The sequence below is a fragment of the Niveispirillum fermenti genome, assembly GCF_048066175.1.
GTDB classification, from domain to species: Bacteria; Pseudomonadota; Alphaproteobacteria; order Azospirillales; family Azospirillaceae; genus Niveispirillum; species Niveispirillum fermenti.
The window spans coordinates 1-19,037 of the sequence record NZ_JBLTXA010000034.1 but is presented as its reverse complement, the minus strand read 5'-3'; the positions used below and the strand labels follow the sequence as shown (position 1 = coordinate 19,037).

Here is a 19,037-nt window from a genome sequence, read left to right as displayed (position 1 = left end):
GACGATGCAGATGATTCACGACGAATTGCCGGGAACGACCTTCTCTACCCCTGATCAGCGCAGCGACTACGATTCCGAAGGTAAGAGCCTCTTGTCCGATGCCAGGCAAGGCGGGCGCGGTGTTTGTCGGTGAGCGGGATGGGAGATTGCCAGCGCAGCTCTGCGCGCGCCGTCTCGCTCAGCTTTGGCGAGAATTGCGGATGTCCGTCATCATCGAACGTAACTAGCCCCCGGTCGAAGGCCGCATCCCAGAGGGCCGAAAGCAGCAGACCGTTATGCACGTCCAGCCGATCGGCGTCGCTGGCGCAATCCTTCCAGGCGACGATGTGGCTTGCACGCAAGAGCGCTGGATCGGTGATTCCGGTCAGCGGGCAGCGGCTTTGCCAGTAGGTCATTAGACGGTCACGGAAAATATCTTGGCCAACGCGCTGGATGATCAGCCTCTCCGCCTCGGTGCTCTTGGGCAGGTTCGTAACCGCCTCACGAAATTCCTCGAGAGGGCCATCGGGCAGCGTCACGCCCAACTGGTAGACCCGAGGCATCACGGCATAAAGCGCGGTCAGGTTCGGGAAGGCGTAGCGGACGAGGCCCGGGCCCGGCACGTCGGTCTCGGGCAGGTTCAGATCCTCCACGATACCAAGGTGATCGAGGGCCAGAAACCACGGTCCATCATGCCCGGCCGCCGCCAACCAAACCGTGCCTTTCGCGGTGGTGGACCCGTAGCGCGCCCAGCTGCCCGCTTCGCCTAGGGCGCGGCGATAGCCGTTCTGCCAAGCGACTTTCTGGCATTCCTGCGAGACCACAAAGCTCTGGGGCGACTGGATCATGGTCATGCGTATTTCCCGCTCGCTCTCTTACCCAGCCAGTTGATCAAGCTGCTCGAGAAGACGAGAAAACCTGCGAAGCTGTTCGAAATCACCGTCCTCGATTACGTCGGGGTGGAAATGCATGATTTCGTTTCGAAGCTTCCGAACTTCATCCAGCTCTTTACAGAAGGTTTTCCGGCAGGCGACGAACCCGAGCTTTGCCCAGTTCGCCTCATTCTCGAATATCCTCTGATACTCCCCAAAGGTCAGCTGAGACGCTTTTGTAACTGCGGCCTTGCGATCCGGGTCATTGTCATTACAGGCCGCGCGCAGGGTATCAACATCGAAAACATCCTGAATAAGCCTTCGGATCTGGTTCTCGATTCGACCCAACAAAAGAAAAGGCTCCGACAAACGTTGGAACTGTTCGCTGAGGTCTGTGGCTGTCACGATCCCCGTGATTTTCCGGTCTGCCGCCCGGACAAAAACAAAGTCCCTCTGAATGATGGTTTTCGTGACCTCGAAGAGCGAGTCCGCGTCAGATACCTCTGTCGCCTTTTCCATGGCATCACTGACATTGGTCAACGCATTGCGTTGGCTGAGCCTGCTTCCGATTGATTTCCAGCTAATGGCACCCTTCAGATCGCGCGGGCCGGTCATGACGGCGAGTTGTGAAAAGTCATAAGCCAGCATCAGCGTAACGGCCCGTTCGATCGGATCCTGCGGATTGACCGAAATAACTTCGCGGTTCGCAGCCTCGAGCATGCGCACGAGATGGGTCAGTTCCGCGACATCTGCTGGTTTGGCCGCCTCAACCGCATCGGCTCCCGCCTGGGGAGCAACAACAGGAGCGGCGTCAGCAGCGGGTGCTTGCGCCTCTCGCTTCCTAAAGATCACGGGCGCATCGATCCATGTCGTCGTGAAATGAGGATCGGTTCGCAGCCCGGCGGCCTCCAGTTCTGCTTCAATGCGCTCGACGACACCGCCACGTCTCCGGCGTGCGCCAAACCAGCGAAGCAGCTCTCTTACGCTGCGCGAGGGTTCGCGCCCCGCCGCCACGTCGGCCTTCACCTCTTCAAACTCGGCGGCGACGGCCTCATTTTCGGGATTCGCGGCCTCTTCGATGACCGGCGCTTCTACGACAATCACTTCATCCTGCATCGCTTACATCCCCATCGCCGCAAATTCGCCATTCGCTTCCATCCGGTCCCAGGCGGCGAGGACGAGGCGGCGGGTGCGGTATTCGCCGTGTTGGCGGATTTCCTTTTCCTTGAGGACGCGGAAGGTTTCCGAGGGGTAGTCGGGGCCCTTCACGTCGGCGGGGTCGAGGATGTAGCGCAGCTCGTCGCGGGTCAGGCCGTAGGCGCGGGCGTAGAAGGCGTCGAGATCGGCGCGCAGGTGGGCGCGGCGGTCCTCGTCCCAGGCGAAGGGCGGGCCGTCATGGCCCAGATCGCGGGCAAACGGGGCGAGGCTGTGCGAGGTGTAGGTGAGTTCCAGGACCTTCGGGGTGATGAAGGCGAGCCGGGGTTCGGTGTAGAAGTCCGGCGAATGTACCGGAAGCTGCTCCACAATGAAGAAGTTAAGGTGTGTTCCACCGACTTTATGACGCACGAAATAATCAAACACGACCGAGTGCAAGTTGGCCACAAGACCAACGACCTTCGACATCACCGTTTCGGACGGCATCAATATCGGCAAGTTGTTTCCAACGCCTACAATCGGAAATATTGTTGCGATGAAGGTTCGCTCGTTGGTGGCCGACGTAATGTCGCGGAAGCCAAAAAGCCAGCTTCTTTTCCACGACTTTTGGCGAAGGCGTTCTAAAACTTCACTTTCCAAGACCCAGTAGAACGGTTCGGGTTCAAATTCAGGATCCTGATGTTCTTCTAGGGTCGTTTCGGGCAAGACCCGATAGCCACGATCATCGCCGCGTGATCCGTAGCCCGAGGATCTATGGTCGTAGAACGAAAGCATCTTTGCCTCGTAAAGAGGAACGTAGCGTGTATCGCCCTTGATCCAATCAGGGCCACTACGACTGCATCCAAGGTCAAGCAACTGGGCCGCTGACAGAAATTGGTCACTGTCCGAGGTCATATTGAAGAGGCCTTGGCGAAACTCGACCTGCCAAGGGTTCCCGCGCGGACCTGCAGAATGCTCAAGCAACACAGAAGACACAGCATGAGCTTTGGCCGTAAGCTTGGCGTCAGCTCGTGAACGAAACACGGGCGCAGTTCTTGTATTTGGGTTGAGGCGTCCAATATCTTCGGGCGACAGAGTAAAGTTTCGCTCTGGGTCAGCCATTTGTGTCGGACTAGTCAAGAAGAAGGCGAATCGGGCGACTGGCTCGTTTTTTCCAATAGTGAGGATGCTATACTTCATACGGCTATCAATGGCGGCAAATAGACCGGCCCGGTTCTCGAAATCAACAAGTTGTGCCAAACGCTTTCTTTCTACCAAGGCAGCAAAGAACGGCGCGGTGCTTGAGTCTGTCGCAATCCCAGTTGGCACGATCACTCCAGCATGGTCGCGCGTGAGATTTGAAAACAGTTCGGCAAAGAGGGAGTAGGTGTTTACTTTGCCGTGTGCAGTAAGGTCAAAGCGCCCTGATTCTCGTGCAAATTCGTTTCCTGCGTCAAACATGCGCTTTGCTATGGCAAATTCTCGGAATGCCTCGGGATCGCTCTTCTGTAGTTCATCGATTGCCTTCTTGCGTGCTGCTCCGGCCAAGTCAGCGATCTCGGGCTTGATTGCCGCAAAGTATTCCTTGTCAGAAAGCTGCATCACCTCCCACGGCGGGTTGCCCAATACCACGTCGAACCCGCCGCGCTGCATCACATCGGGGAACTCCAGCGGCCAGTGAAAGGCGCGGGCGCGGCGGGCGGTCTTGGGCGCGTCCATCATCGCCTGCCGGATCTTGCCCTGATTGAGGGCCAGCCACAGCTCCTCGGTCGTCGGCACGGTGCGGGCCGAGGCCCCGGCCGGTGCGCCGCCCACCTTGGGCAGCAGGAAGGCCGCGACATAAAGGTTCGCCGCCGCCGTCGCCCTTACAAAAGCCTGCCCCTTGCGCAGTTCCTTGAACCGCGCGGCCTTGGCTCCGATCTGCTCCACCGTATCCTCGGGCAGGTCGCGGAAGCCCGAGAAATCCAGCGCCAGCGGTTTCATCTCGGGCATGGCAACTTGGCCCGTGCCGAAATCGAACCCGCCCTGACCCGAAGTCGCGGCGCGGTTGGCTTGCAGGTAGTATCTCGCCGTATCCTTGTCGTCGCCCGTCAGCGGCTTGTAGGCGGCATCGGGGATGCCGTCCTGCAGCACCTTCAGGTCGAACACGCCCAGCAACGCATCACCGCAGCGGATTTGCGCGTCGAAGAAGCCAAGGGGAAGGCCTGGGTCCACCGTCTCGATCCAGAGCGCGACCTTGGTCAGCTCCACCGCCATGGGGTTACGGTCCACCCCGTGCAGGCAGGACCGCGCGACATCGCGTAGGGCATGGCGGAAATCGGCGAGCGAGGGCGTGCCATCGGCGCGGATGCGGGCCAGACGCGTGGCGATGCGGCGGGCGGCGGCCAGCAAGAAGTGGCCCGAGCCGCAGGCGGGGTCGATGACCGAGAGTTTCAGCAGCGCTTTGGCGGGATTGTCCGCCTCAGCCTCCGTCTTGTCCAGCACGGGGTCGAGCGCGGTGTCGAGCAGCGCCTGAACCAGGCTGTCGGGCGTGTAGTAGGAGCCGGTGGTCTTGCGCTGATTGCCCTTCTGCTCGGCGGCTTCCGAGGCGAAGAGCAGCGTCTTGCCGTCATCACCCAACTGCGGCTGCAGTTCGAGCAGGGATTCGTAGACAGAGCCAAGTTCCTCGGTCTCCATCGCGCGCCAGTTGACGGGGACCATGCCGGTTTTCTGGTCGAGCCAGGAGAGGCGGTACAGCGCCTCCATGAAGGCACGGTTGCGCAGGCGGGCGGTTTCGAGGTGGGGCAGCTTGTCGCCTTCGAAAAGGCCGCCGAGGGCCGGGAGCGCCAGCGCGTCTTGCCCGTTGGCCAGCGCGTGGAAGACGATCTTGATGCCTTCGTAGCGGTCGTGGTGCTTGTCCCACGAGGCGGCGCGGTAGCATTGGGCGCGCAGCTGGCCAAGGCTGTAGCCTTCGGCATAGAGCTTGCGGGCGTCGGGCTTGGCCTTGTCGGGGTGCAGGAGGTTGCGATCTTCGGCCACCATCAGGAAGATCAGGCGGTAGACGAGGCGGAGGAGTTCGTTGAACCAGTCGGTCAGGTTGACCTCGCCCGATTTCAGCTTATCGCGCAGATCGGGGTTGGCCTCGAGGAAGCCGGAGCCGAGAACCTTGAGCGCGATCTGGACCTGGACGGCCAGCCGGTCGCGGGCGACCTCGCCTTCCTTCGACCCCGCGTCGCGCCAGCGTTCCAGCGCGCAATCGGTGGCCGGGGCACCTGCAACGCCAAAGCGGGTGCGGTGGATCAGCAGCCAAAGGACGGCGAAGGAGGCGGCATCCTCGTTGGTGAAGATCTGGGAGAGGTCGGCCTCGATATAGGCCGGGCGGGTCAGCGAGGCGTTGTCGCGCATCAGGCGGATCAGGGTGCCGTTTGTGACAAGGCCCCAGAGGGTTTCGTCATGTTCGTTCAGGTAGTCCTGAAGCGCGAAGGCGGGCGAGCGTGTGCGATCGGTCGAAAGGGTCGCGCTGCGCCGGTCGAGCTTTTCGTCCGATGAAGGCACGACCACGATCGGTACCCTGCCACCCGCGATGAAGGACAGAGTGCCTTCGGCGGGAGCGAGGTCGTCGAAGCCGAAGGTTTCCTGCAGGAACGCTTTGATGAAGCGTCGCGTGGTATCCGCCGAGGGATTTGCGATCCTGGCGAATGAGTCGAAATGCGACTGGCCGACGCGGAAGGCGGTCGAGATTTCCTCGCGGATCGTCAGGCCCTTGCGAATGCGGTAATCGGCCTCGGTCTGCTCGGACGCCTCGCGGCGGTCGACGCTGGCGACCATGGCGGGTGCAATAAGATTGCCTTCGAGGCTGAGCGACGGCCAGGCGGACATGTCGACGACGGGTTTGCGCGCCATGATCATACCTCGCTCGGCATCAGGACGAAGAGACCGATGACGTCAGGCGGCAGAACAGCCTCCACCGTGACGCGCGAGGCCGATCCCGCGGCAACGCGCAGGCGGGCATGATCCTGCATGAGTTCCTCGGCGCGCGATCTGACGAACTCGGCCAAGGGCCCGTCGAGCAGGCTGGGCAGGTCCTCCTTCGCCTTGGCGATGAAACGGTCGCGTGCCGACGGAGCGAGGTCAGCGTCCGCTGGCGTGTTCAAAAGTTCGCGGGCAGCTTCGCCGGCTGCGACAATCCGACCACTTTGTATCGCGACAAGGGCGGCCTCCTCGGCAAGGAGCAGGCGCTCCTTTCGTGCATGGACGGTCAGCTTGAACCGGATCCGAAGGAGTGCCAGCCGGGTCATCTGCTGGACGGCTGAGGTGGGCCAGGCGCCAACCCGGCCGATCCCGAGACCGGACAGCGCCTCCGGATCCAGCGAAGACTCTACCAGCGCCTCTGCAAGGGTCGCGGTCAAGGGATGTGTCCTGGTGAGCAGCGCAGTCCCCGATGGCGCGGGTTCAGTCATGGCAAGCCGGATCGAGCCGGTCAGGTTGCGTTGGGCCAGACGTGCTTTCAGGCCCGCCTCCAACGCTTGGGCATGAGCGATCAGAAGCGTCTTGCGCTGTTCCAGCGGCACGCCGAAGCGCGACATTGCCCGTTCGATGAAGACCTTGGTATCCTCTGGCGATCCCAGTAGGGTGCGGACCTTTTCCCATTCCGGGGCAACTTCCTGCGGCTTCATCGCATTCTGGGCGAAGCGCGCGCGGGATTTCTTTTCGTTCTCAGAGGCGTCGCGCCACCGCGCCTCCATCGCCCGGGTACCGTCCTCAAGGCGCAGATCGAAGGCCAACTGCTTGGATCTTCCCTGCCGCAGCATGACGGCCGCCATCAGGGCGTCGGTGACCGGCCCACGCTCGTCCGGCAAAGGAACGGTGATACCAGTCGCCTTGCGAATTTCCTCGGCCTTGCGCAGCACGACATCCAGCACGGCGCCGTCGATGGCGCTGTCCGGTGAGAACATCATGATTGATCGGACGAGTTCGGCTGGCTGGCCGAAGCGGTCAACCCGCCCCTCGCGCTGCTGATGCCGAGTGGGGTTCCACGAGAGATCGTAGTGAATGACGGTGTCGAACAACTGCTGGAGGTTGATCCCCTCGGACAAGCAGTCGGTGGCCACCAGGATACGCTGGACGTCCTTCTCGTCGTCAGCCGCGGCCATTTCGGCCACGCGGTCACGGCGCTCGTCGGGCGTCAGAACGCCTGTCACTGCTTCGACGACCAGCTTGGGAAAGGCCCTCCGCAGGCCATCCCGAACATGCTCGGCCGTGGCTAGGAAGCGGCAGAACACAACGGGATTCGCGCCCTTCTTGATCAGTGGCGTCAGTGCATCGATGAGGGCCGCAAGCTTCGGATCCGGCTTGTGGATCAACTCTTCGGCGCGGGCGACCAAAGCCTGCAGGGCCGGATCCGTGTCAAAACCGGTCCCGGGTTCGATATCCACCGCGTCCTCGTCGTCGGAGTCCTCATCGTAGATCTGCGGCTCAAGCCGGTCGCTCTCATTAGACATCCGGTTGCGCAGCGCACTGAGGGCTGCAGCTGGCGATGAACCGACACAGCGCATAAGGGCGAGTGTGCCCCAGAAGGCGAGACGCCTTTCCCGAAGCCCGGATCCTGCGCGCGAGACGATGCCGAAGCAGTAATCGAGCACCGCGTCTTGGAAATCGAGATGCGCCTGCGACAATCGGTAAGGGGACTCGGTTGTTTCATGCTTGGGAAAAGCACGGTTCTCGTCCCAGTCGCCGGAAACGAGATCGATCCTTTGGCGCTGCACGAAATGGCGTACCAGACGTTCACGGTAGCGGGCGTCGTCGAAGTTCATCGTGGCGAAGGACGGGTCGATCAGCGAAAGAAGGCGGCCGAACGCATCTTCGTCGCCCGAGTGGGGCGTTGCCGTGAGAAAGATCATCCGGCGCTCTGGATCGCGGGCAAGGCCAGCGAGAAGTTCAAAGCGCTGTTGCTTGCCCTTGTGCGTTCCGACAGAGGCATGGGCTTCGTCCACGATCACGAAATCGGGGCAGGCACGTGCGAACCCTTCACGGCGCTTTTCCGCCTTGATGTAGTCAAGGCTGACAACGGTATAGGGGTAGGCATCGAACAGCGTCTGGGCCAGCGGAAGACCGCGTTCAAGCCGCGCGGCACTGCCTGATGTCACGGCGACCGCGTCGATCCCAAACCGCTGCTTCAGTTCCCCGACCCACTGCTCGACGAGGTGCGGTGGGCAAAGCACCGAGAAACCATCGACTTCGCCGCGGTCCATCAGTTCGCGAAGGATCAGGCCCGCCTCGATCGTCTTCCCGATTCCGACATCATCGGCGATCAGCAGTCGGGGCACCTGCAGGCGAAGCGCCATCAGCAAGGGGACGAGCTGATAGGTTCTGGGCTCGAAAGCCAGTTGCGCGGCCGAACGGAAAGGGCCCGCTCCCCGTCGAAGGGTCAGCCGCATCGCGTCCGCAAGAAGCGCTGCCTTCGCCTGGACAGTCGGCACTGCATCGGCGGGCAAGTCGAAACGTGCCGCGGCAACAGGCTGGGTCTCGAGCGAGGGGTCAAGGATGACCGTGTCACTCTCGCTGCCGGAAAGAGGGCGTAGCGCCAGAATGCCCTCGCGCGGGGACGGCAATGCCACCCATTCCCGCCCACGGGCGCGCACCAGGTCTCCGGGAGCAAAATTCACGGTCATCAGGTCAATCCTTGAACATCGAAATCAACGCGTCGGGCACGCCGTCAGCGCAAGTCTCAGGCAATTCGAAAAGCGTCCACCCCTTGGCGTCAGCGATCTCTTGCGCGGCCGCGGACAGGGTGCCGATGCAAGCAGCGACGAAATGGGAGCGCCAAGCGAAATTCATTTCCTGATCAGCGAAGCTGACGGAAGCGCCATCCGGCGCCGGGATGCCCGCAGTCTTGAAGGCTACATCCCACCCATCGATACCGCCAGCAGGTCGGGATGATCCGGCAGCCAGCACAATCTCACCCCGAGCCAGATCGATCAGCATCTGCTTCGCCTCGACGCTGGCGCGGTCGATCAGCTCGTGGTCTGGCTGGTTGAAGTAGGACAACAGGCAGCGATAGCAGCCGCGGACGCAGGCCCCACTGTCCCGGTCGACCAGAAGCGACGCATCCCCCGCCGCGATGGCGTCATCGACCTTGTCGAAATGCATGAGGGAAAGAGCTTCCCGTGCGACCTTGCCCAAGGCGTGTGCGTCTTCAACGAGGCGATTCAGGACACCGGCACCGCCCTCGGTCGCTTCATAAGCGAGGATCGAGCGCCGGTTGTCCCGGGCGGGCAATGGTTCGCCAAGGATCTCGCCCTCTTCAAGCTGATAGGTGACCGCGATCCCGCGCAGCAGTGCATGTTGCACGGTCGCGATGGTTTCAGGGGCGTAGGCATCTGGATCGAGGAAGCGGAGCAGCAGCGCGTTCTTGCGATCGCGCACGATCGGCACGATGCGGACCGGCCGCACGACATCGGGCGGCACATCGACATCCGGTTCCTCGTCTTCCGACTTTGCCCAGTAGCCGCTGCGCGGGTCGATGTTGAAGCCGAAGACGGTTTGGTTCTTGCGCCGTTTCAGGCCCTTGTTGATGCGGCTGATCTCGGCACTGTTGGCATACTGGAGGGCGAGAATTGATGTTTCGCTGCAACGGAAAACAGCCTCTGTCACCTGGAGCCGCCCATCCTTTCGGGGCCAGGAGAACACGGTCTGGATATCGAAGCCCTGGCGAACGCGTTCTTCGTCATTCGCGGTGATCCGGTCCGCAGGGGCCGCCTCGACGTTGTCGATCCGGAGCGTCCGCTGCACTGGAACCTCGCCCGCCATCGGAGAGTTGCAGGCATGACAGCGTTCGACCTCACCTTCGTGGCAGGCGCCGCAGTTGGAGCAGATGAAGATGTCCTTGGTGGCCAGTTCCGAGCCGTCCCCGGTGCGGACCTCAGGCGGCAGCTTGGCTTTCATCACCCTGTAAGCCCGGCCCTCGTGGTAGATCAGGCTGCGCGGCCCGAATTCGGAAATCGCCAGGAACCGTGCGCGTTGCAGGAAGGAACCGGCTTTGCCCTCACCCGGGACGAAGGCGTAGAGCGGCAGCCGTGGGAAGTTGTATCCCGGCAGGAAGCCTTCGGTCGCAAGGTATCTGTAGGAATAGAAATCGGATCCGTTGGTGGCCTTCCCCTGTTCGAGAATGGCGATCTGGTCGCTTGCCTGCATCTGGGCGGTCTTGATCTTGCGCCGGTCCGCACCGGAGAGGCCCGTGATCTCGGAACGGCTGTTCGCCTCCATCAACTGGGCCCGCGCCGAATTGTAGAGCTCGCGCCAGCGATCAAACGCGCGGTCGAATTCCTGCGGCGCGCGCATCGCCACCTCGAGGATGAAAACATCCTCGTCGCCCATCCAGGCCGGTTTCTTGCCGTCCACTGAAGCAAGGATCTGGTCCAGCACCCGCTTCATCGGCACGCGCGCTGCTGTCACCAAGTTTGGCCGATTGATGACCTCCGTCACCTCCTGTTTCAGCGGGTATCTCGCCTCCTTCAGGTCAAGGATTTCGGGGATATCCGGCGACAGCGCCAGCTTGGCCTCTGCCAGCCAAACGGCGTGAAGGTGCGAGCGGACCAGTTCTTCATTGGTGATGTCGAGCGCAGGCGGCCGGACAACCCCGGCGACCATGTCGTTGCGACGTTCGAAGAAATACTGATCGTGCGGGGATTGCGCCGCACAATAGGTCACGATGACCGCCGCCTGTCCGGATCGACCAGCCCGACCGGCACGCTGTGCGTAGTTGGCAGGCGTCGGCGGCACGTTGCGCAGATAGACGGCATTCAGCGCCGAAATATCGACACCGAGTTCCATCGTTGGCGAGCAGAAGAGCGCAGGCAGGAACTGATCGGACTCTCCGGAGGCCTTAATATCGGCTTGGTTTTCCCTGAGCTTCGCGCGATCGTCATTCTCGAAGCGGAACCGCCATTCCCGCCACTCGCGTTGTCTCTGCGAAACCTGAGCGGTGTGTTCACGTCCTTCCAGGCCCCAATAGTTACTGCGGCCCCGTTTAAGGTCGCTTGCAATGGCGTTGTAGAGATCGTGAAAATACCGGTTCCCCTGCGCCTGTCCGGTGCGGACAGCTTCTCCGGGGACCAGACGTACTGCTGAAGGAGACAACCGCCACCCGAGGAGATCAGCTTCGATCTCGACAAGCGAGACCAGACCTTCGCGTGCCATCAGTTCCAGAAGCCCTGTCATGACGGCAAGGTACTCGTCCTTGTTAAGCTTCGTTCCGATCATGCTCCTGCGATTGATCGACCGGCCGATCCGGGAGTTGTGGCCGGCACGGATGATAGTCTGCTCTTCTCGCAGCCCAACACGATCCTTTCCGGGCGCCTGCAAGAACAGGGTAGACCGGCTTCGGGGCGTTTCCTTTTGGTCGATGGCCCAAGGCGCCCGCAACAGGTTCCGCGACTTTTGTCCGACCGTGTCGAGAACGGTCAGATCAAGGGCCTCGGTGCTGACAGCGAGACCTTCCAGCAGCGCGCCAAGCATCTCCTTGAGCAGCTTCTTGCACGATTGCGTGTCCAGGTCCCCCAGAGCGGGATGCACCGCCATCAGGGCTTCCCGGTCTTGCGAGATGTCGTCGAGACCGATGAATTCGACGTCAACCAGTTTGAGGACCGAAAGGCTGGGATTGGTGTAGCGCCATCCCCGCCTCAAGTCCGTCCAGACCCGGTGGGCAAGAACGTTGGCAAGGGAGCGTTGGGCATCTTCGCGCACGACGGCACCGGCTTCGGGATCCAGCATCCAATGGATGCGGGCGTCCTTGTTCGAGGCCATGAAGCCGAGGGCTTTCACCACTCGCAGGCCGAACTCATCTTCTGCAATGCCGTCCGAGCCTGCGTCGATGACAGCACGCAGGATGGCTCCGCGCAGCAAGCTTACGAAGAGGTAGTCGTTGAAATGTCCAGCCTGCAGGGCGGCGTCTTGGCGGTTGTCCGTGAAACCGAGCAGCTTTCGCTTCTCAGCGGGAACGCCGCTCGAAACGCCGTTCATCCATTCAAGGGCAGTTGATACGAGGTGCGTGGTTGCCGAGCTTCGGCCTTCACCCGAAAGACCCGCAAGCTTGCTGCGCTCCCGCATGCTCGGGTGGGGTTGATCCAGGCAGCAGGGACAGAACCCGAACTTGCCCGGAATGAACCAGAAACTGACGCCGTCCGTGCTGTAGCGCCCATCGGGTCGGACCGTGACCTGTTCAGGCAGTCGGCCCTTCCTGTTGGCGCGCAGGCGTTCGATGCCGCCCCGCTCTTCGCGCCAATCTTCCGGGTAGGTGTCCACGTCGCCGGTGAAGGTGTAATCTGTGTCAGTTCCACCAACGGGCGTCAGATAGCCAGCGATATCCCCATCCGGGTCTGGGATCGGTGTGTCATCGATGTTTCTGGGCAGGAAATGAAGCCCATCAGCATCCTCGCATTTGGTTACGACATGGACTTCGTGGCCGCACTCCCGGCAGAACCGCGTCGGATAGAGACGATGGCCAGGGGCGTCGGGATCCTCCAACTGGCCCTCGAACAGGACCCGCCTCGGGCGATCGGTCAGCGTCGTGAATATCTCTCCGGCACCGGAAATGAAGCGATGCAGCTTGAATGCGAGGAAGGCACCTGACCCTTCGCCACTGCGCTCAGTTTCTGGCAGGCTCACATGTGTCAGGAATTGCTCGAAACCTCTCCTGCAAGTTTCCTTGTCGAGGCCACTGTCCTGCGCAAGCTGTTCTACAGCATCGTCGAACGGGACGGGCTTCTTGCGCTTCAGTTCCTGCCCGTCATCAAGGCCGATCGCCAGCTCGGCCCAGACAGCTAGCGGATGTCGCCGCAGTTCCTCATCCGTCAGTGTTTCCGGCAGGTCGCGGCCAAGCGCTGTCGCGAGTTGCGGCCGAACATCTTCCAAATTCAGGCGGTCATCCGTGGCGCGCTGAAGGGACTCGTCGATGACGGCATCAGGGCCGATAGACGCCCCGAAGAGGCGCGAGGCGACATCGGCGACTGCTTTCGCGCGACAGGCCTCTGATCCCTCGCTTGCCATGGTGGCCGATGTGCCGATGCAGATCGGTGCCTTCGCCGGTGCACAGCGGTTCCGCAGGCGGCGCACGAGGATCGCTACATCGGCGCCCTGACGACCGCGGTAGGTGTGCAATTCGTCGAGCACGATGAACTCGAGCCCGCTGGCATTGTCGATGACTTTGGTATCGAGGACGTCCTGCCGCGTCAGGAGCAGTTCGGCCATCATGAAGTTCGTGAGCAGGATATCGGGCGGATTGTCAGCGATCCGCTGACGCTCTTCCTGGCTCTCCTGACCCGTGTAGCGCCGGACCACAGGCTTCAGCTCTTCCGGCAACCCAGATTGGGAAATGAACTTCTCGATTTCTTTGATCTGGCTGTTTGCCAAGGCGTTCATCGGGTAGACGATGATGGCGCGCGTCTTGCGCGGTTGTCCTGCCTTGCGCGAACGGACGATGGCATCGACCACAGGGACAAAGAAGCACAGGGATTTCCCTGAGCCAGTGCCCGTCGTCACAACAAAGCTTTGGCCCGCCCGCACCTTGGCGATGGACTGCGCCTGGTGCCGGTGAAACCTGATGGGGCTGGCGCCGATCCGGAAAATCCGGGCCGTTGCCTCGTCCAGGTCCCCCGACACGACAAGGTCATCCACAGTCGGGCCTGACAGGAACCTGGGGTTCAGCGAGAGAAGGGCGTCGGGCCAGAAGCGGCCGCCGTCATATTGGCGCGTGACTTCGGCGGCGATGTCCGGTGCCCGGATGGTGCTGAACGACCGCGAGAAGCGCGCATAGGAGTCGATGAGATGGTGGTCGAATTCAAAAGCTTTCATGGAAAATCCTACTGCTCCTCTGCCTGACCCTGGCGACCGAGGATCACGTCACGGTTCAAAAGCACGATCTGCTGGTCATGAGGCTTCCGGGCGGCGGGATCGGTATCGAGCCCAAGTCGCTGAAGCGCATAGTAGAGCAACGCCCGGCGAACCTTGATCTCAGCCTTGCCGCCGCGCATGCCATAGTCGAGGGCGATCACCTTGGCTTGCGTATCGGACAAGGCAGGGTGAGGGCCGATCTCCAGCGCTGCATAGGTGTGCCAGTCCTGATCGTTCTCGGGCAGAACGTCTGACCCGCGCGAACCGCGGATATCGAGGATCCGCGACAGCATGAAATCCTTGAACACCTCGTCATTTAGGCAGAACGCGCGGGCGTGCCAGCGAAATCCGTCGAACGCGATGGCATGCGGAGTGATCCAGCGCCATCGGGGCTCCGGGTTGGACAGGTGCTGATACCGCACCTCAATTGCGTCGGATCGGCGGATCGCGTCGACCACGGACCGAAGGGTTGCAGGATCAATACCGCGCGCCGGAGTGGGTGCGGAATCGTAGTCGGGCAGACCTGCGATCCAGCAATCGTCCTGATCAAGGATGCCGTCGGTGACCGACCGCAGTTGGGCTAGGTATCGACCAGCATCGAGCTTGTCGAACACTGACTTGAATCCCGGCTGGCGCACATAGGTTCGCAGACTGCGATCGTAGTCCATATTGTGAGGAGCGAGGCCGATGTAGCGGCTCAGGTCAGATGACGCCTGGTTCACCGACAGCCCGAACTGCTCCATCACATCGCTGCGGTTCACATGCCCCTCCCAGAACAGGCGGAACTCGATGAACTCGAGCCTTTGCTCGACCCCCCAACGAAGCTCCGACCTGTCGTTGGTCACAACGCTCTCCAGTCATCGGTCGATGCGCACGGAAATTATGCGCGCCCAATTTCTGGGCTTTCTTTGACCGTAATCTTGCGATGCTTGGGGATCAATCGAAAAGGGAAGGGTTGGCGTGCAATTATCCCAAGGATTGTCGCAGGTTCTGCGCAACGGCTTCGGCCGCCATCCGCACCGGTTCCTATCCGGCGGGGCGCTGAACAACGACCATGGCCGGGGTCTTGGTCGTACGCGGCTGTCCTTTGCGGCCCCGACCGGCAGAGGCTTGTCGGGATCGGACCGGGGAGCGCCACCGAAATACATTTCGTCGATTTCGATGCCACCACCCAGCATATGGTCGCGGGCCACGAGCAGGCGCAGCACATGCCCCATCCGCCATGCCGTCGGCTGGCTCACCCCGATGATTTCGGCCAACCGGATCGAGGACACGCCCTTGTCGGATTGCAGAATAAACCACAGGGCCAGCAGCCAAGTGCGCAGCGGCAGCTTGGTCGCATGCAGCGGGGTCCGCGTCGTCACCGTGAATTGCTGCCGGCAATCCTGGTCAGAGCATTGGTATAGCCCAGGCCGAGCCCGATGACCCGTATCCCGGCCGGCCAGACTGATCGACCGATGGCAGCCGCAAGCCGGGCAAAGCCGTCCCCGCGGCCACACCATCGCCTCCAGCAGCCGGCGGCAGCGATCATCATCCGAAAACGCAGCCACTGCATCGGCAAGCGTTCGGATGCGAGAAAGAACATCAAGCTCAGCGGACATGGAAAACCCCCTGGGTCACCCAACCAGAATCTCACTGAAATCAATCGAAAACAATATCTAAGCTGTATTTTGTTGATAATGGCGGCGTGGTTTCTTGCCCCTTCTATGTCGTTATCCCAAATAATCATTATACTGGCTCTCAACGCCAGAATGCTAAAATCGATAAAGTGGATGATACGCTAGATAGATATTCTGATATAATTCTTGCCCAGAGCCATGCCGGTAATCTGACTCATATCAGGAGGCTTCATCCGTCGCCTTGACGGTACAAACAGAAATATCCGTGGCCACCACACGAATTGCCTACAAGCCCAGCCTGACGGCTGGGTCCGGGGGTCGGTTCATAACTTCGTGCGGCGACGACCGGTCCCGGCGCGCTTGCGTCGCTGAGGCGCCGCGCGCCGGACCTCGGTCGCGCATGCCAACCATCGTGGACACTACGGATATCAATGTTCACGACGTGCCTGGATGTGCCAGAAACCCAACGTCGTTTACGTCCCTTACACAGCCAAAACCGCTCCGTGTATTTCCATAATTTTGCTTATCAATGCTTTTTGTGTAGGCGCAAAGTTAAAATGTCAGTCCTGAGCAAGATAGAAATGTCAGTCTCTGGATCGGTTTTGGCCGGTTTTGGGGGCTTTTATGGGCTGGCTGATGATGAGCGATCGGGATGTGCGGCGTGTTGAGGTATTGGCAGAGATCGAGAGTGGTCAGCTTGGGGTTTCGGACGCCTCTGGGATACTGGGCCTGAGTGAGCGTCAGGTTTGGCGTCTTCTGGATCGCTACCGGTGTGATGGCGGTGGCGGGATTGTCCACCGAGGCCGCGGCCGACCGTCGAACCGCCAGATTTCAAAGGGGGTTCGCGAGCTGGCGCTGGAGCTGGTTTGTCTGCATTACCATGATTTTGGGCCAACATTGGCGGCGGAGAAGCTTGCTGAACGGCATGGTCTTACCGTGTCGCGGGAGACGCTGCGGCACTGGATGGCGGAGGCCGGTCTCTGGCGGACAAGGGCACAGCGGCGTCAATTTCACCGCCCTCGCCTTCGGCGGCAATGCCTGGGTGAGTTGGTACAGATTGATGGGAGCGAGCATCGCTGGTTTGAGGACCGCGGGCCGCCCTGCACCTTGCTGGTGTTTGTGGATGACGCGACGGGCCGGCTGATGGCGCTGCGGTTTGTGGTCTCGGAGAGTACCTTCAGCTATTTCGAGATTCTGGCGGCCTATTTACGCGACCATGGGCGGCCATTGGCTTTTTATTCGGACAAGCACACCGTTTTCCGGGTGGCCCGCAAGGATGCCAAGGGTGGCCAGGGGATGACGCAGTTTGGCCGGGCGCTGGCGGAACTGGGGATTGAGATTCTGTGCGCGAACTCCAGCCAGGCCAAGGGCCGGGTCGAGCGGGCGAACCGGACTTTGCAGGACCGGCTGGTCAAGGAACTGCGCCTGGCGGGGATAGACAGCCTGGAGGCTGGCAATGCGTTTCTGCCGAGCTTCATGGCTCAATTCAACGAACGGTTCGCGGTGGCCCCTGCCAGCGCCGACGACATGCACCGGCCATTGACGATGCCGGAGGGGCGGTTACAGGACATCCTGTGTGTCCGCGAGCGTCGATATGTCGGGCGGCAACTGACATTGTCGTATGAACGCCAGCGGGTGATGCTGGTAGAGAATGAGGTTACGCGGGGCTTGGTAGGGCAATACGTGGACAGCTACGCCTTTGCCGATGGCCGGCTGGAGTTCCGCTGGCAGGGTCGTGCCCTGCCCTACACGATTTTTGACAAGAACCATCGGGTGACGCAGGCCGAGGTCGTGGAGAACAAGCGGTTGTCGGAGGTCCTGGCATATGTGAAGCAGATGCAGGACGCGATGCCGGCGCCGACGGTCAAGAGCATCAGCGAACGCAACCACTACGAAAAGCGCGGAGGCAAGCGGCGCGGTCGGCCGGGAGCGGCGGACAAACATGCTGCGGCCAGGGCAAAACCGGCAAATGTTGGGGTGGGCCGGTCCACTGCGCCTACGGCTCCGTTACCCGGCCCACCCCAACACTGACATTTCTACTTTGCTCAGAACACTGACATTTCAATTCTGTTGAAACATTATATGTAGGCGCGGTGGATTCTATTTTGAAGTGCGACTCTTATTTATAATCAGATGGTTAGCAATGGAGGCTGCCATGGGAGAGCACTATTCGCACCTGAGCTTGGCGGAACGGCGCGTGATTGACGAGATGTTGCAGGCATCGATGCCTGTCTGCGAGATCGCGGCTCGGCTTGGCCGGCATCGCGGGACAATCCATCGTGAGATCAACCGGAATTTTTATCACACAAGTTTCCGGGACCGGTTCGGCAACGATTACCGGGGCTATTACTGCATGACTGCGAACGCGCGGGCCAAGCGGCGGCGACGCTCTGGCCGGGTGAAGTTGCTGCGGCATCCGGCCCTTTTGGCGCATGTGGGGGTGCCGACACGAAAGTGCATTTTATGTACCGCTCGTGAGAACGAATAATGAACTATGCTGCGAGAATGGAGATAGGCCGTCGCAACGGGCGCAATCCGTTTTCCGGTAGCGGATCAGCCCCCCAAACATAGTCACCTGTGAGGCCGATATGCTCCCAGCCCAGGGGAGCAACATGACGGATCAGGTCCGACTTCATGTCGGTACCGTTGGCTGCCAGATGATCAAGGGCTGCCTGCAAATACCGGGTGTTCCAGAGGATGATGGCGGCGACCAACAGGTTCAGGCCCGACGCCCTGTAGGACTGGTTCTCGAAGCTGCGGTCGCGCATCTCGCCCAGCCTGTTGAAGAAGATGGCCCTGGCCAGGGCGTTGCGGGCCTCGCCCTTGTTCAGGCCGGCATTGGCACGCTGACGCAGGGCCGGGTCGCGCAGCCAGTCGAGCGTGAAGATCGTGCGCTCCACGCGCCCCAACTCGCGCAGCGCCAGGGCCAGACCGTTCTGTCTGGGATAGGCTGCCAGGCGGCGCAGCATGGCGGACGCGGTGACGGTGCCCGACCGGATGGAGGCCGCCAGGCGCAGCAGTTCGGACCAATGCACGGCCAGGTGCTCCAGATCGATCTCTCCGCCCACCAGGGGCTTTAGACTGGACGGGGCATCGTCGCCGGGAAACAGGTAGAGTCGCCGGTCCTTCAGGTCGCGGATGCGCGGCGCGAAGCGAAAGCCCAGCAGGTGGCAGAGCCCGAAGACATGGTCGGTGACGCCTCCCGTATCGGTGTAATGCTCCTCGATGGCGAGACCCGTCTGATGGTAGAGCAGACCGTCCAGCACATGCGGGGCCTCGCTGGCGGAGGCGGCGATGACCTTGGTGTGGAAGGGGCCGTACTGGTCGGAGACATGGGTATAGAAGCTGACGCCAGGCTCGTTGCCATGCCGGGCATTGACGTCGCCGGTGCCGGCGCCCCGACCGCCGGCCTTGTAGAACTGCCCGTCGGAGGATGAGGTGGTGCCATCACCCCAGGCGGAGGCCAGCGGCAGGGCGCGATGCGCGTCGATGATCCGGGTCAGGGCCGCCGTGTAGGTTTCCTCCCGCACATGCCAGTCATGGACCCAAGCCAGCTGGCGGATGG

9 protein-coding genes and 1 pseudogene are annotated in these 19,037 nt (G+C 61.4%); 2 read left to right on the top strand and 8 right to left on the bottom strand.

The genetic code is table 11. The features are described from left to right. Positions 1 to 44 precede the first annotated feature (44 nt). The 7 genes and pseudogenes from ACM9LZ_RS21600 to ACM9LZ_RS21570 all read right to left on the bottom strand — a co-directional run. Positions 45 to 833: an HNH endonuclease gene (locus ACM9LZ_RS21600; protein ID WP_416621600.1), complete on the bottom strand. Its 789-nt coding sequence runs from the start codon at positions 831 to 833 to the stop codon at positions 45 to 47. Between the two features lie 21 nt (positions 834 to 854). Then, positions 855 to 1,967 carry a CBS domain-containing protein gene (locus ACM9LZ_RS21595; RefSeq protein ID WP_416621599.1) on the bottom strand — a complete coding sequence of 371 codons (1,113 nt, stop codon included), beginning with the start codon at positions 1,965 to 1,967 and terminating at the stop codon, positions 855 to 857. Positions 1,968 to 1,970: 3 nt separating this feature from the next. Continuing rightward, complete coding sequence (locus ACM9LZ_RS21590) at positions 1,971 to 5,867, bottom strand: Eco57I restriction-modification methylase domain-containing protein (RefSeq protein ID WP_416621598.1); 3,897 nt, start codon at positions 5,865 to 5,867, stop codon at positions 1,971 to 1,973. Between the two features lie 2 nt (positions 5,868 to 5,869). Then, positions 5,870 to 8,635 (bottom strand): DEAD/DEAH box helicase, encoded by a 2,766-nt coding sequence (locus ACM9LZ_RS21585; RefSeq protein WP_416621597.1) that lies wholly within the window; start codon positions 8,633 to 8,635, stop codon positions 5,870 to 5,872. A 4-nt stretch (positions 8,636 to 8,639) separates the two neighbouring features. Beyond that, a complete protein-coding gene (locus ACM9LZ_RS21580; RefSeq protein WP_416621596.1) occupies positions 8,640 to 13,814 on the bottom strand; it encodes a DEAD/DEAH box helicase in 5,175 nt (1,724 codons plus the stop codon). An 8-nt stretch (positions 13,815 to 13,822) separates the two neighbouring features. After that, on the bottom strand, positions 13,823 to 14,698 hold the full coding sequence (locus ACM9LZ_RS21575; RefSeq protein WP_416621595.1) for a WYL domain-containing protein: 876 nt from the start codon (positions 14,696 to 14,698) through the stop codon (positions 13,823 to 13,825). A gap of 190 nt (positions 14,699 to 14,888) precedes the next feature. After that, positions 14,889 to 15,454: pseudogene (locus ACM9LZ_RS21570) on the bottom strand (IS1595 family transposase); the annotation flags it as partial. Between the two features lie 642 nt (positions 15,455 to 16,096). Here ACM9LZ_RS21570 and ACM9LZ_RS21565 point away from each other — a divergent pair. Both ACM9LZ_RS21565 and ACM9LZ_RS21560 read left to right on the top strand, forming a co-directional pair. Then, positions 16,097 to 17,503 carry an ISNCY family transposase gene (locus ACM9LZ_RS21565; RefSeq protein ID WP_416621594.1) on the top strand — a complete coding sequence of 469 codons (1,407 nt, stop codon included), beginning with the start codon at positions 16,097 to 16,099 and terminating at the stop codon, positions 17,501 to 17,503. 124 nt (positions 17,504 to 17,627) lie between these two features. Then, positions 17,628 to 17,960 (top strand): helix-turn-helix domain-containing protein, encoded by a 333-nt coding sequence (locus ACM9LZ_RS21560; protein WP_416621593.1) that lies wholly within the window; start codon positions 17,628 to 17,630, stop codon positions 17,958 to 17,960. Between the two features lie 4 nt (positions 17,961 to 17,964). Here the strand turns inward: ACM9LZ_RS21560 and ACM9LZ_RS21555 are convergent. Continuing rightward, the coding region (locus ACM9LZ_RS21555) for a Tn3 family transposase (RefSeq protein ID WP_416621592.1) at positions 17,965 to 19,037 on the bottom strand (1,073 nt) is incomplete at its 5' end.